At 71.8% G+C, this 14,485-nt stretch carries 12 protein-coding genes; 1 reads left to right on the top strand and 11 read right to left on the bottom strand.

What is annotated here, in order from left to right:
• The 8 genes from HGA02_RS02150 to HGA02_RS02115 all read right to left on the bottom strand — a co-directional run.
• On the bottom strand, nucleotides 1-556 hold a 556-nt coding region (locus HGA02_RS02150), incomplete at its 3' end, for a pyroglutamyl-peptidase I family protein (protein ID WP_168677056.1).
• The gene (gene coaE, locus HGA02_RS02145) at nucleotides 553-1,182 is read right to left on the bottom strand and encodes a dephospho-CoA kinase (protein WP_124341741.1); all 630 of its coding nucleotides are present in this window, start codon (nucleotides 1,180-1,182) and stop codon (nucleotides 553-555) included. The genes HGA02_RS02150 and coaE, both read right to left, overlap by 4 nt.
• A 102-nt stretch (nucleotides 1,183-1,284) precedes the next feature.
• The gene (gene rpsA, locus HGA02_RS02140; protein WP_168677054.1) at nucleotides 1,285-2,763 is read right to left on the bottom strand and encodes a 30S ribosomal protein S1; all 1,479 of its coding nucleotides are present in this window, start codon (nucleotides 2,761-2,763) and stop codon (nucleotides 1,285-1,287) included.
• A gap of 239 nt (nucleotides 2,764-3,002) precedes the next feature.
• Nucleotides 3,003-4,028 (bottom strand): ATP-dependent 6-phosphofructokinase, encoded by a 1,026-nt coding sequence (locus HGA02_RS02135; protein WP_168677052.1) that lies wholly within the window; start codon nucleotides 4,026-4,028, stop codon nucleotides 3,003-3,005.
• Between the two features lie 143 nt (nucleotides 4,029-4,171).
• On the bottom strand, nucleotides 4,172-5,926 hold the full coding sequence (locus tag HGA02_RS02130) for a dipeptide ABC transporter ATP-binding protein (RefSeq protein WP_343035211.1): 1,755 nt from the start codon (nucleotides 5,924-5,926) through the stop codon (nucleotides 4,172-4,174).
• Nucleotides 5,923-6,864 carry an ABC transporter permease gene (locus tag HGA02_RS02125; RefSeq protein ID WP_168677049.1) on the bottom strand — a complete coding sequence of 314 codons (942 nt, stop codon included), beginning with the start codon at nucleotides 6,862-6,864 and terminating at the stop codon, nucleotides 5,923-5,925. Before HGA02_RS02125 ends, HGA02_RS02130 begins: the two co-directional genes overlap by 4 nt.
• Nucleotides 6,861-7,868, bottom strand: coding sequence for an ABC transporter permease (locus HGA02_RS02120; RefSeq protein ID WP_168677047.1), 1,008 nt, complete (start codon nucleotides 7,866-7,868; stop codon nucleotides 6,861-6,863). Before HGA02_RS02120 ends, HGA02_RS02125 begins: the two co-directional genes overlap by 4 nt.
• A gap of 18 nt (nucleotides 7,869-7,886) precedes the next feature.
• Nucleotides 7,887-9,557: an ABC transporter substrate-binding protein gene (locus tag HGA02_RS02115; RefSeq protein WP_168677045.1), complete on the bottom strand. Its 1,671-nt coding sequence runs from the start codon at nucleotides 9,555-9,557 to the stop codon at nucleotides 7,887-7,889.
• Nucleotides 9,558-9,704: 147 nt separating this feature from the next.
• Here HGA02_RS02115 and HGA02_RS02110 point away from each other — a divergent pair, with 147 nt between their 5' ends.
• Nucleotides 9,705-10,532 carry a class I SAM-dependent methyltransferase gene (locus HGA02_RS02110; protein ID WP_168677043.1) on the top strand — a complete coding sequence of 276 codons (828 nt, stop codon included), beginning with the start codon at nucleotides 9,705-9,707 and terminating at the stop codon, nucleotides 10,530-10,532.
• A gap of 128 nt (nucleotides 10,533-10,660) precedes the next feature.
• Here HGA02_RS02110 and HGA02_RS02105 read toward each other — a convergent pair whose 3' ends face one another.
• The 3 genes from HGA02_RS02105 to polA all read right to left on the bottom strand — a co-directional run.
• The gene (locus HGA02_RS02105) at nucleotides 10,661-12,304 is read right to left on the bottom strand and encodes a solute symporter family protein (RefSeq protein WP_168677041.1); all 1,644 of its coding nucleotides are present in this window, start codon (nucleotides 12,302-12,304) and stop codon (nucleotides 10,661-10,663) included.
• Entirely contained in the window at nucleotides 12,301-12,654 is a 354-nt protein-coding gene (locus HGA02_RS02100) for a DUF485 domain-containing protein (RefSeq protein ID WP_124341750.1), read from the bottom strand. Before HGA02_RS02100 ends, HGA02_RS02105 begins: the two co-directional genes overlap by 4 nt.
• A gap of 194 nt (nucleotides 12,655-12,848) precedes the next feature.
• Nucleotides 12,849-14,485, bottom strand: a 1,637-nt coding sequence (polA, locus tag HGA02_RS02095) for a DNA polymerase I (protein WP_168677038.1), incomplete at its 5' end; no start/stop codon positions are given.

The raw sequence follows: 14,485 nt of genomic DNA, 5'->3' as shown, positions 1-14,485 counted from the left end.
AGTCCTCGACGGGAAGCCCGGGGCCGTCGCCGGCCTCGTGCGGGTCCCGCGGCACGTGCACGAACCCGCCGCGCACGCCGTCGCGGCCGTCGAGCAGGTGGGCGAGCGCGTAGAACGTCGCGTTGCACACGTAGGTGCCCGCGGTGTTCGACACCTCGACGGGCACGCCCTCCTCCGCGACCGCGGCGGCGCACGCCTTGACCGGCAGCGACGAGAAGAACGCCGCCGGGGCACCCGCGATCACGGGCACGTCGACGGGTGCCGACCCGTCGGCGTCCGGGATGCGCGCGTCGATGACGTTGACGGCGACCCGCTCGAGGCCGACCGCGCCGCGCCCGCCGGCCTCGCCGACGCACACGACGACGTCGGGCGACAGCTCGGCGACGGCGGCGCGCAGGTCCTGACGTGCCCGGCGGAACGACACGGGGAGCCGACGCACGACGAGGTCGACGTCCGGCTCGTCCCACGCGTCGGACACGAGCGCGACCGCGTCCCACGACGCGTTGACGGGGTGGCCGTCGAACGGCTCGAACCCCGTGAGCAGGACGCGCGTCACGGGGTCTCGGCCGCGAGCTCGTCGGCGCGCTCGACGGCGAGCCGGTCCCACAGGTCGTCGACCTGGGTCCGCAGGTCGTCGTCGCTCCCGGTGCCGTCGAGCACGACGTCCGCGACCGCGAGCCGCTCGTCGTCGGCGGCCTGCGCGGCGACGCGCTGCTCGGCGTCCTCACGCGACATCCCCCGCAGCCGCACGAGCCGCTCGACGCGCAGCACGGCGGGCGCGTGCACGACGACGAGGACGTGGAAGGAGTCCGCCTGGCCGGTCTCGACGAGGAGCGGGATGTCGTGCACGACGACGGCCCCGTGGTCGACGACCGCGGCCGCTGCCTCGCGCTCCGCGGCGAGCCTCCGGACGACCGGGTGGACGATCCCGTCGAGCCGGCGCCGTGCGTCCGCGTCGGCGAACACGATCGACGCCAGCGCGGGCCGGTCGAGCGTCCCGTCCGCCGCCAGCACCCCGTCGCCGAACTCCGCGACGACCGCGTCGAGCCCGGCGCTGCCGGGGGCGACGGCCTCGCGCGCCAGCTCGTCGGAGTCGATCACCACCGCACCCAGCTCGCGCAGCCGTCGTGCGGCCACGGACTTGCCGGCCGCGATGCCTCCGGTCAACCCGATGCGTTGCATGCGCCCCATCCTGCCGGACCGGTGCCGGGTACGCCGACGGGCCGGCCACCCGCAGGTGACCGGCCCGTCGAAGGACTCACCGGGGACGCGCCCCGGACGAGATCAGTTGCCGGTGAGCTTCTCGCGCAGAGCGGCGAGCGCCTCGTCGGACGCGAGGGTGCCGGTGGCCTCCTCCGTGGACGACGAGTAAGTCGACGGCACGGCACCGCCGGTGCTGCCGCCGTCGCCCGACGTCGCAGCCTCCGCGTCGGCCTTGGCGGCCTCGGCGACCTGCTTGCGGTGCGCCTCCCAGCGCTCGTGCGCGGCCGCGTACTGGGCCTCCCACGTCTCGCGCTGCGACTCGAAGCCCTCGAGCCACTCGTTGGTGGTCGGGTCGAAGCCCTCGGGGTACTTGTAGTTGCCCTGCTCGTCGTACTCGGCCGCCATGCCGTACAGCGCGGGGTCGAAGTCCTCCGAGGCCGGGTCGAAGCCCTCGTTGGCCTGCTTGAGCGACAGCGAGATGCGGCGACGCTCGAGGTCGATGTCGATGACCTTGACGAAGACGTCGTCGCCGACCTGGACGACCTGCTCCGGGATCTCGACGTGGCGCACGGCCAGCTCCGAGATGTGGACCAGACCCTCGATGCCGTCCTCGACGCGCACGAACGCACCGAACGGCACGAGCTTCGTGACCTTGCCGGGGACGACCTGGCCGATGGCGTGCGTCCGGGCGAACGCCTGCCACGGGTCCTCCTGCGTCGCCTTGAGCGACAGCGAGACCCGCTCGCGGTCGAAGTCGACGTCCAGGACCTCGACCGTGACCTCCTGGCCGACCTCGACGACCTCGGACGGGTGGTCGATGTGCTTCCAGGACAGCTCGGAGACGTGCACGAGCCCGTCGACGCCGCCGAGGTCCACGAACGCACCGAAGTTGACGATCGAGGAGACGACACCGGGGCGCACCTGGCCCTTCTGCAGCGTCTGCAGGAAGGTGGAGCGGACCTCGGACTGCGTCTGCTCGAGCCAGGCACGGCGCGACAGGACGACGTTGTTGCGGTTCTTGTCGAGCTCGATGATCTTGGCCTCGATCTCCTTGCCGACGTACGGCTGGAGGTCGCGGACGCGACGCATCTCGACGAGCGAGGCGGGGAGGAAGCCGCGCAGGCCGATGTCGAGGATGAGGCCACCCTTGACGACCTCGATGACGGTGCCGGTGACGACGCCGTCCTCCTCCTTGATCTTCTCGATCGTGCCCCACGCGCGCTCGTACTGCGCCCGCTTCTTGGACAGGATCAGCCGGCCTTCCTTGTCCTCCTTCTGGAGGACCAGGGCCTCGACCTCGTCGCCGACCTTGACGACCTCACCGGGGTCCACGTCGTGCTTGATGGACAGCTCGCGGGAGGGGATGACGCCCTCGGTCTTGTAACCGATGTCGAGCAGGACCTCGTCGCGGTCGACCTTGACGATGGTGCCCTCGACGATGTCGCCATCGTTGAAGTACTTGATGGTGGCGTCGATCGCGGCGAGGAAGTCCTCGGCCGAGCCGATGTCGTTGACCGCGACCTGCGGGGTGGCGGGCTTCGCGGGGGTGGAGATGCTCATGTAGGGATGGGCTCCGTTGCGGACAGGAAGTTGTGCGGACAGGATGTCGGTGCTGGTCACCGGCCCTGCGAGGGGCGATCTCCACCGCCGGGACGAGATCCCGGGTGGCGAGGTCGGACCTGGAGGAAGGCGCGCGGCACCGCCGTCCACCCTATCGGGGTGCTTGCGGGCAGGTCAAAGCGCGTCCCGCCCACCGCGGTCGGGGCGCAGCGGCGCGGACCGTGCGGCCGCCGCGGCCGTCAGGCGAGCGCCCGGGCGACCGACAGCAGCTCGTCCGGCACGTGCTTGACCTTGCCCGCGATCTCGCTCAGCGGGACCAGCTCGACCTTCTCGCCGCGCAGCGCGGTCATGACGTCCGAGCGGCCCTCGGTGATCGCGTCGATCGCCGCGACGCCGAAGCGCGAGCCGAGGATGCGGTCGGTCGGCGACGGCGTGCCGCCGCGCTGCACGTGGCCGAGCACCGTGACGCGCGTGTCGAACCCCGTGCGCTGCTCGATCTCCGACTTGAGCCGCTCGCCGATCGCGCCCGCGACGATCTCGCCGAACTTGCCCACCTGCGTCTCGTAGTGCATCGACGTGCCCTCGGCGGGCACCGCGCCCTCGGCGACGACGACGATCGAGAAGCTCGCGTGCGCGCGGTGGCGGTGCTTGAGGAAGCGCTCGATCCGGTCGATGTCGAAGGGCGCCTCGGGGGCGAGGACGAGCTCGGCTCCCCCGGCGATGCCCGCGGTCGCGGCGATCCAGCCGGCGTGCCGCCCCATGACCTCGACGATCATCACGCGGTTGTGCGACTCGGCGGTCGTGTGGATGCGGTCGATCGCCTCGGTCGCGATCGACACCGCGGTGTCGAAGCCGATCGACTGGTCGGTGCCCCACACGTCGTTGTCGATCGTCTTCGGGATCGCGACGATGCGGACGCCCGCCTCGGCGATCTTGCTCGCCGCGTGCAGGGTGCCGTCGCCGCCGATGCAGATGAGCGCCTCGATGCGCTCGGCCTCGAGCGTCGCGAGCACCGCGTCGATGCCGCCGTCGCCCTTGTGCGGGTGGAAGCGGGCCGTGCCGAGCAGCGTGCCGCCGACGGGCAGGACGTTGCGGATGTGGCTGCGGGTCAGCGGGATCGACAGGCCGTCGACGACGCCCTTCCAGCCGTTGCGGAAGCCGATGATCGAGTGGCCGTACTGCCCTTCACCGTGCTTGACGACGGCGCGGATCGCGGCGTTGAGCCCGGGGACGTCGCCGCCTCCGGTGAGCAGACCGACACGCACGGGAACTCCTTACACAGCACGACGGGTGGGGACGACGTCAGCGCTCCGTCGGGCTGCCGCGCACGCCAGCCTAGCCGTGACCAGGCACGTCACCCGTGCCTTCGGTCCCGGTCCGTGTCGCCGGCCCGACGGTACGAGCGCGGTCAGACGCCCAGCTCGAGCGTGCGGCCGGGGATCGCGTCGAGCAGCGTGCGCGTGTACGCCGTCTGCGGGTCGTCGAACACGTCGTCGGCCGTGCCCTGCTCGACGATCCGCCCCTTCTCCATGACGCACACGACGTCGGCGATCTGCCGCACGACGGCGAGGTCGTGGCTGATGAAGAGGTAGGACAGGCCCAGCCGCGACTGCAGGTCGGCGAGCAGGTGCAGGATCTGCGCCTGCACCACGACGTCGAGCGCCGAGACGGCCTCGTCGCACACCACGAGCTCGGGCTCGAGCGCGAGGGCGCGCGCGATGGCGACCCGCTGCCGCTGGCCGCCCGAGAGCTCGCCCGGGTAGCGGCGCAGCAGCTCGGTCGGCAGCGCGACGTCCTCCATGAGGGCGTGCACGCGGTCGCGGCGCTCGGCGGGGGTGCCGATGCGGTGGGCGCGCAGCGGCTCCTCGATGGTCCGGTAGATGGTGAACAGCGGGTCGAGCGACGCGTACGGGTCCTGGAAGATCGGCTGCACGCGGCGGCGGAACGTCACCTCGGCGGCGCGGTCGCGACCCGAGCCGACGTCGACGCCGTCGAAGCGGATGGTGCCCGACGTCGGCTCGGTGAGGCCGAGCATCATGCGCGCGACGGTCGACTTGCCCGACCCGGACTCCCCCACGAGCGCGACGGTGCGGCCGCGCGGCACCGTGAAGCTGACGTCGTCGACGGCCGTGAAGTCCGTGGACCGGCTGAACAGGCCGCGACCGCGCAGCTTGAACACCTTCGTCACGTGCTCGACCTCGACGATGGTGTCGGGCCGCGCGCCGGCCTCGGCCACGGCGGGCGCGCCGGCGGACGCGGTCGTGACGCCCTCGCCGAGCGACGGCGCGAGCAGGTCCTCGGCCGCGACCTCGGCGTCCCCCGTCTCCTTGGCGATCGCGATGCGCCGCGACGCGAGCGACGGCGCGGCCGCGATGAGGCGGCGCGTGTACTCGTGCTGCGGGTTCTGCAGGATCTGCCGGGCGGGGCCCTTCTCGACGACCTCGCCGCGGTACATGACGACGACCGTGTCGGCGCGCTCGGCGGCGAGCCCGAGGTCGTGCGTGATGAGCAGGACGGCGACGCCGAGGCGTGCGGTGAGCGCGGTGAGGCCGTCGAGGATGGTGCGCTGCACGGTGACGTCGAGCGCGGACGTCGGCTCGTCGGCGACCAGCAGGCGCGGTCGTGCGGACAGGCCCATCGCGATGAGCGCACGCTGCCGCATGCCGCCCGAGAACTCGTGCGGGTACTGCTGCGCGCGCCGGGCCGCGTCGGGCAGGCCGGCCTCCTCGAGCAGCTCGACGGTGCGCGCCTGCGCGGCCGACCCGCGGGCGACGTCGTTGTCCTCGAGCGCCTCGACGATCTGCGAGCCGACCCGGCGGACCGGGTTGAGGTTCGACATCGGGTCCTGCGGGACGAGGCCGATCTGCGCGCCGCGCAGGCGCGACATCTCCGCCGGGCTCAGGCGCACGACGTCCTGGCCGTCGAAGTGGATCTCGCCGCCCGTGACCGCGCCGTTGGCCGCGAGCAGGCCGAGCACGGCCGCGGCCGTCGTCGACTTCCCCGAGCCGGACTCCCCCACGACCGCGACGGTCTCGCCGGGGTGGACGTCGAGGCTGACGCCGCGCAGCGCGGTGGTCGACCCCGCGTCGGTGCGGAACTGCACCTCGAGGTCGCGCACGGAGAGCAGCGGCTCGCCGCCGAAGAGACCTGCCACGCCGCTCACCGCTTCCTCGACCGGGGGTCCAGCGCCTCGCGCAGCGCCTCGCCGAACAACGTGAACCCGAGCGCCGTGACCGCGATGCACGCGCCCGGCCACAGGGCCAGCCGCGGGGCGATCTCGAGCTCGTTCTGGGCCGAGGTGAGCATGCGCCCCCACTCGGCGGTGGTCGGCGAGCCGCCGCCGAGGCCCAGGTAGGACAGCGCCGCGGCCTCGATGACGGCGGTCGCGAGCAGCAGCGTCGCCTGGACGATCACGGGCGACACGCTGTTCGGCAGGACGTGGCTCATCGTCACGGTCCGCTTGCTCAGGCCCAGCGACCGAGCCGCCAGGACGTAGTCCTGACCGCGTTGCGCGAACATCGAGCCGCGCAGCAGCCGCGCGAAGATCGGGACCTGCACGACACCGATCGCGATGACGACGGCCGCGGGCGTCTGGCCCGCGATCGCCGCGATCGACACCGCGAGCAGCAGGCTCGGGACCGCGAGCAGCAGGTCGACGAACCGCATGATGACGTTGTCGGTCGCGCCGCCGAGCCCGCCGGACAGGGCGCCCAGGACGAGCCCGCCGAGCAGGCCGAACAGGGTCGACAGCACGCCGATGAGCAGCGAGGCGCGCGCGCCCCAGACGAGCTGCGAGAACAGGTCGGCGCCGTACCGGTCGAGCCCGAGCAGGTACTCGTCCGACGGGCCCGGGATGTAGGTCGGGCGCACCTCGGCCCGGCCCGGCAGCTCACCCGCGTCGTACGGCGCGATGAGCGGCGCGAACACCGCGACCAGGATGAACACCACGACGATCGCCGCGCCGACGATCGCGCCCGGGTTGCGGCGCAGGCGCCGCGCGGCGAGCCGCCAGTGGGACGCGCCCGCGAGCCGCGACTCGTCGGTCGCGCGGCCCTGGCCCAGCGGCGCGTTGGGGACCTCGTAGACCTCGGGCGCGCTCATCGCGTCGCCCGGGTGCGCGGGTCGATGAAGCCGTACGAGACGTCGACGACGAGGTTCACGAGCGCGTACACCACCGCGATGATGAGGATGAAGCCCTGCAGCACGGCGTAGTCGAGGTTGAAGATCGCGTTCGCGAGGAAGCTCCCGATGCCGGGGAACGCGAACACGGTCTCCGTGAGGACCGCGCCGGACAGCAGGAGGCCGACCTGCAGGCCGATGGTCGTGGCGACGGGCAGCATCGCGTTGCGCAGGATGACGCGTCGTCGCAGGCGGTCCGGTCCGAGGCCCTTGGCGCGGGCGGTGCGGACGTAGTCCGCGTCCTGCACCTCGATGACGGACGACCGCGTGATGCGGGCGATGATCGCGAGCGGGATCGACCCGAGCGCGATCGCGGGGAGGACGAGGTGCATGAGCGCGTCCCAGCTCGCGTCCCACTCCCGCGTGAGGATCCCGTCGAGCACGTAGAACCCCGTCGGGTGCGTCGCGATCATCGTCGGGTCCTGGCGCCCGGTGGACGGGAACCAGCCGAGGTTGACCGCGAACGCCCACTTGAGCAGGAACGCGAGGAAGAAGACGGGGATCGTCACGCCGATGAGCGACGCGACGACCGTGAGGTGGTCGAGCGGCCGGCCCTGGCGACGGGCCGCGACGTAGCCGAGCGGGATCGCGACCCCGACGGCCACGATCAGCGCGACCACGGTGAGCTCGATCGTCGCGGGGAACCGGTTGGTGAACTCCTCGAGGACCGGCCGGCCGGTCCGCGTGGAGACGCCGAAGTTGCCCTGGAGGAGCTGACCGAGCCAGGTGACGTACTGCTGGACGAGCGGCTTGTCGAAGCCGTAGAGCTCGTTGACGCGGGCGACCGCCTCCGGGGTGGCGCGCTCCCCCAGGAGGGCCGTGGCAGGACCTCCCGGGAGAGCGCGCACCCACAGGAACAGCAGGACCGACAACCCGAGCAGGGTGGGGACGAGCAGCGCGAGGCGCCGCAGGATCAGTCGGGTCATCGAGTGGTGCGGTCTCTCTCAGTCGCCGAGCGTGATCACGTTGTAGACCTCGTCCTGGACCGGCGAGGCCGGGTAGCCCTTGACGTCGTCCTTGAACGCGAGTGACGGGACCGGGTGCGCGAGCGGGATGCCGGGCAGGAACTCCAGGAGCTCGGCGTTCGCGGCCTCGTACGCGGCCTTCTGCTCGTCGATGTCCGCGACGTACCGGGCGTCGTTGATCGCCTGGAAGATCGCGGGGTTGTCGAAGCCCCACTCGTTCGAGGGCCCGCCGAAGAAGACCCCGATGAAGTTGTAGGTGTCGTTGTAGTCACCGGTCCAGCCGAGCAGGTGCAGGCCGTGGTCCGGGGTGCCCTGGATCTTGTCCAGGTACTCGGGGTTCCACGGGTCCGGGACCGCGTTGACGGTGATGCCGACGGCCTCGAGGTCCGCCTTGACCGCCGTGAAGACCTGCTCGGGCGTCGGCATGTACGGCCGCGAGACGTTGGTCGGGTAGTTGAAGTCGAGCGTGAGGTTGGACTGGCCGGCCTCGGCGAGCAGCTGCTTGGCCTTCTCCGGGTCGTAGTCGTAGGTCTCGACGTCGGCGTTCCAGCCCGAGACCGACGGCGGGACGAAGTTCGTCGCGACCTCGGTGCCCTCGGGGAGGGTCTGGGCGACGAGCGCCTCCTTGTTGATCGCGTAGGCGATGGCCTGCCGGACGCGGAGGTCCGCGAGCTCGGGCTTCGCCTGGTTCATCGCGAGGTACAGGATGTTGAACGGCTCGCGGTTGACGATCTGGAAGCCGTCGCTCTGGAGCGCCTGCACGTCCGCGGGGCCGACGAGGTCGTACCCGTCGATGTCGCCCGCCTGGAGCGCCTGCCGCCGCGCGGTGGCGTCGGAGATGATCGGGAAGACGATCCGCTTGATCTGGCCCTGCTCGCCCCAGTAGTCCTCGTTCGCGACGAGCACGACCTCCTCGCCCGGGCTCCAGGAGTCGAACGTGTAGGGACCGGTGCCGGTCGGGTGCGCGTTCGCGTACTCGGGCAGGACGGGCGCGTCGCCGTCGCCGGTGACGTTGTCGGCGTCGTACTCCTCGAGCGCGGTCGGCGACTGCATCGAGAACGACGGGAGCGACAGCGCCGAGATGAGCTCGGGCAGCGGGCTCTTGAGGTGGACGACGGCCGTCGTCGCGTCCGGGGCCTCACAGCTCTCGTACTTGCCGGTGCCGTTGAGGGTCTCGACGTCGCTCGTCGCGAAGCCGCCGTTGACCTTCTGCCAGTAGTACGACAGCGACTCGGACTGCAGCACGCCGGTGAAGCTGTTCCACCGGTCGAAGTTGAAGCACACCGCGTCGCCGTCGAAGTCGGTGCCGTCCTGGAACTTCACGCCCTCCTTGAGCTGGAAGGTGTACTCCAGGCCGTCGTCGCTCACCTCCCACGACTCCGCGAGGAGCGGGGCCGGGTCGGCGGTGCCCGGCTCGGTGCCCACGAGACCTTCGAAGATCTGCCGGGCGACACGGAACGACTCGCCGTCGTTCGCGAAGGCGGGGTCGAGCCCCGCCGGGTCGGAGGACGCGGCGAAGATGAACGTGTCGCGTCCACCGCCGCTCGCGCCGTCGGTCGAGCCTCCGTCGGAGTCGCGATCGCTCGCGGCGCACGCCGTGAGCGCGAGTGCTCCGACCGTCGAGACGGCCACCAGCTTCCAGGACTTCACCACGACCACCCTTCGTCTACGGGGTACCAGCACGCCGGGCGCCGGAACGGCCCTGAGGCTAGGTGTCCCACGTGACCACGTTGTTACGCGGGAGTACCTGCTCGTTACGTGCTAGTACGTTCACTGGTCGCGGGCGACACTAGCGACATGTCTGGAAAATACAACCCGGCCGAGCCCGACCCGCTCGCCGACGCGGGCTACCGGACCGTCCCGGACGCCGAGGGCGGCGCGGCCGGTCGGGGGTGGTGGGACGCGAACGCCGAGGAGTACCTCGACGAGCACGGCGCGTTCCTCGGATCCGCCGACTTCGTCTGGTGCCCGGAAGGGCTGCGCGAGGAGGACGTCGCGCTGCTCGGCGACGTGGGCGGGCGGCGCGTGCTGGAGGTGGGCGCGGGGGCCGCCCAGTGCGCGCGGTGGCTCGGCACGCACGGTGCGCACGTCGTGGCGACCGACGTGTCCTCCGGCATGCTCGCCGCGGGGCGCCGGTACGACGTCGCACAGGGCACGCGCACGCCGCTCGTGCAGGCGGACGCCCGCGCGCTGCCCTTCGCGGCGGACTCCTTCGACGTCGCGTTCACGGCCTTCGGCGCGATCCCGTTCGTGCCCGACGCGCAGCGGGTCCACGCCGAGGTCGCGCGCGTGCTGCGGCCCGGCGGCCGGTGGGTGTTCGCGGTGACGCACCCGCTGCGGTGGGCGTTCCCGGACGACCCGTCCGCGCACGGGCTCACCGCGACGCGCTCGTACTTCGACCGCCGGCCGTACGTCGAGACGGGCGAGTCGGGCCGCGTCCTGTACGCCGAGTACCACCGCACGGTCGGCGACCACGTCGCCGACCTGACCGCTGCGGGGTTCGTGCTCGAACGGCTCGTCGAGCCCGAGTGGCCCGCCGGGCACGAGCGCGTCTGGGGCGGCTGGGGACCCGTGCGCGGCGCGCGGCTGCCGGGGACGGCGATCTTCGTCACGCGCCTGCGCTGACCGTCCGCGCTCGGCCTGCGCTCGCGCGTCGCGGCGGACCGGCACCGTGCCGGACCGGCCCTCCGCGGCGGACGACGCGCATCGGCCCGGGGTGCGGACGTGCTGCCGCAGCCCCGGGCCGACGTCGGTCAGTGCACCGTCGCCTTCTCGGCACCCGCGCCCGTGAGGGAGCGGACCTCCATCTCGGCGAACTTCTCGGGGTGCGGCTTCTCCTTGCTGAGCAGCGTCCCGAGGATCCCGAGGAGGAACGCGAGCGGGATCGAGATGATCCCCGGGTTCTCGAGCGGGATGAGGTGGAAGTCGATGCTCGTGTCGCGGATCATCGACAGGCTCGCGCCGGTGTTCGGGTCGACCTTGCCCGACACGACCGGCGAGATGACGATGAGCAGGATGCACGAGATCAGGCCGCCGTACATGCTCCACAGCGCGCCCGCCGTGTTGAACCTCTTCCAGAACAGCGAGTAGAGGATCGTCGGGAGGTTCGCGCTGGCCGCGACCGCGAACGCGAGCGCGACGAGGAACGCGACGTTCTGGCCGTTGGCGAAGATGCCCCCGATGATCGCGAGGATGCCGATCACGACGACCGTGATGCGCGCGACGCGGACCTCGCCGTCGGGCTTGACCTCGCCCCGCTTGAGCCAGTTGGCGTAGATGTCGTGCGCGAACGACGCCGCGGCGGTGATCGTGAGCCCGGCGACCACGGCGAGGATCGTCGCGAACGCGACCGCCGAGATGATGCCGAGCAGGATCGTCCCGCCGAGCTCGTACGCGAGCAGCGGCGCCGCCGAGTTCACGCCGCCCGGTGCGGACGTGATCGTCTCCGGCCCCACGAGCGCGCCTGCGCCGTACCCGAGGACGAGCGTGAACAGGTAGAAGATGCCGATGAGCCAGATCGCCCACACGACCGACCGCCGGGCCTCCTTGGCCGACGGCACGGTGTAGAAGCGCATGAGCACGTGCGGGAGGCCCGCCGTGCCGAGGACCAGCGCGAGGGCCAGCGACACGAAGTTGAGCTGGCTCATCGCGCTCGCGCCGTACTGCTTGCCCGGCTCGATGAGCGCCTCACCGCCCTCGCCCGCCTGGTCGATCGCGCCCTGCAGCAGGTCGGACAGGTTGAAGCCGTACTTCGACAGCACCCAGAGCGTCATCACGCCGGCGCCCGCGATGAGCAGCACCGCCTTGATGATCTGCACCCACGTGGTGCCCTTCATGCCGCCGACGAGCACGTACAGGATCATGAGCGCGCCCACGACGGCGATGACGACGCCCTGCGCGGCGCGGTCGTCGATCCCCAGCAGGAGCGCGACCAGACCGCCCGCACCGGCCATCTGCGCGAGCAGGTAGAAGAACACGACCGCGAGGGTCGACAGGGCCGCCGCCATCCGGACCGGACGCTGGCGCAGCCGGAACGAGAGGACGTCCGCCATGGTGAACCGGCCCGTGTTGCGCAGCAGCTCCGCGACCAGCAGGAGCGCGACGAGCCACGCGACGAGGAACCCGATCGAGTAGAGGAACCCGTCGTAGCCGTTGATCGCGATCGCGCCGCAGATGCCGAGGAACGACGCCGCGGACAGGTAGTCGCCCGCGATCGCCGTCCCGTTCTGCGGTCCGGTGAACGACCGACCGGCCGCGTAGTAGTCGGCGGCCGTGCGGTTGTTGCGCGACGCGCGGAACACGATGATCAGCGTGACCAGCACGAACGCGCCGAAGATCGCGATGTTGACCAGCGGCTCGCCGACCTGCTCGGTCGCGGTGCGGACGACGGCGCTCATGCGACCTCACCGCTGTCGAGCGTGCCTTCCTCGATGTGCCGGCGGAGGCGCTCGGCGACGGCGTCCTGGCGGTTGTTCGCCCACCGCGCGTAGATCATCGTGATCGCGAACGTCGAGACGAACTGGCCGAGCCCGAACAGCAGGCCGACGGTGATGTTGCCCCACACGCGCGTGCCCATGAAGTCGTGCGCGTACGTGGACAGCAGGACGTAGAGGAAGTACCAGACGAGGAACAGGGCCGTCATCGGGAACACGAAGTTCCGGAAGCGACGGCGCAGCGCCTGGAACTCGGCGCTGCGCTGGACGCGTTGGTAGTCGGTCTCTGGGCTGTCGCTGAACGTGTCGGTCATGCGCGCCTCCCGGGGGACGTCGGACGTGGCGGCGTTGCCACAGGCGCCCACTGTGGCCCAGATCACGCCCGTCCACTAGCGGTGTTTTCGTCTGGATCGTCGAAAGTCGACCGAAACCCTCGTCCGGGGAACGCGAGGGCCGCCCGCGACGGGTGTCGTCGGGCGGCCCGGGGCGCGTCGGTGGTGCCGGGGCGTCAGTGACCGGCGTCGTGCCAGCTGCCGCCCACGCCGACGCTCACGTCGAGCGGGACGTCCAGCGGGCCGTCCTGCGCGGCGTCGCCCGCAGCGGCCATCTGCTCGCGCACGAGCGCCTCGACCTCGTCCCGCTCCCCCGCCGCGACCTCGAGCACGAGCTCGTCGTGCACCTGCAGCAGCATCCGCGAGGCCAGCCCGCGCCGGGTCAGCTCCCGGTCGACACCGAGCATCGAGACCTTGATGAGGTCCGCCGCGCTGCCCTGGATCGGCGCGTTGAGCGCCATGCGCTCCGCGGCCTCCCGACGCTGCCGGTTGTCGCTCGTCAGGTCGGGCAGGTAGCGGCGGCGCCCCAGGATCGTCTCGGTGTAGCCCGTCGTGCGCGCGACGTCGACGACGCCCGTCAGGTAGTCGCGCACGCCGCCGAACCGCGCGAAGTAGTCCTGCATGAGGCCCGCGGCCTCGGACACCTCGATCGACAGCTGCTGCGACAGCCCGTACGACGACAGCCCGTACGCGAGGCCGTAGCTCATCGCCTTGATCTTCGACCGCATGGCCGACGTGACCTCGTCCGTCGGCACGCCGAACACGCGCGACCCGACGTACGAGTGCAGGTCCTCCCCCGACCGGAACGCCTCGATGAGGCCCTCGTCGCCCGAGAGGTGCGCCATGATCCGCATCTCGATCTGCGAGTAGTCCGCCGTCAGCACCGTCTCGTACCCCTCGCCGACCACGAACGCGCGCCGGATCTGCCGGCCCGCCTCGGTGCGGATCGGGATGTTCTGCAGGTTCGGGTCCGCCGACGACAGGCGTCCCGTCGCGGCGATCGTCTGCTGGAACGTCGTGTGGATGCGACCGTCCGGCGCGACCGACCGCAGCAGGCCCTCGACCGTCTGGCGCAGGCGGATCGCGTCGCGGTGCGCGAGCAGGTGCTCGAGGAACGGGTGCTGCGTGCGCGCGAACAGGTCGGTGAGCGACGCGGCGTCGGTCGTGTACCCCGTCTTGATCCGCTTGGTCTTCGGCATGCCGAGCTGGTCGAAGAGCACCTCCTGGAGCTGCTTCGGCGAGCCGAGGTTCACCTCGCGGCCGATGACCGCGTACGCGTCCGCCGCGGCGCCCTGCACCTGGCCGTCGAACGACTTCTCGAGCGACGACAGGTACGGCTGGTCGGTCGCGATGCCCGTGCGCTCCATGCGCGCGAGGACGTCGACGAGCGGCAGCTCGAGCTCGTGCAGCAGCCGGTCCGCGCCGCGGTCGGCGAGATCGCCCGCGAGGACGTCGGCGAGGTCGCGCACCGCGGAGGCGCGCACCGCCGCCCGGCGCCCCTCGTCCGTGCCGTCGAGCTCGAGGTCCAGGGCGCCCTGACCGCCGACCTCCGCCTCCTGCGCGCCGAGCTCACGCCGCAGGTACCCGATCGCGAGGTCCGCGAGGTCGTACGCGCGCCGGTCCGGCTGGCACAGGTACGCCGCCAGCTCGGTGTCGAACGTGACACCCGCGAGCTCCAGGCCGCGACCGCGCAGCGCGTGCCACGCCTCCTTCGCGGCGTGCACGACCTTCGGCCGGTCGGCGTCGGCGAGCCACGCGGCGAGCGCGGTCTCGTCGGCCGGGTCGATCTCGGCGAGGTCGAACGCCGCGGCCT

The sequence above is a fragment of the Cellulomonas septica genome, from assembly GCF_012396155.1.
Classification (GTDB): domain Bacteria; phylum Actinomycetota; class Actinomycetes; order Actinomycetales; family Cellulomonadaceae; genus Cellulomonas; species Cellulomonas septica.
The sequence above is the reverse complement of the archived record's forward strand: the minus strand, read 5'-3'. Positions and strand labels throughout refer to the sequence as shown.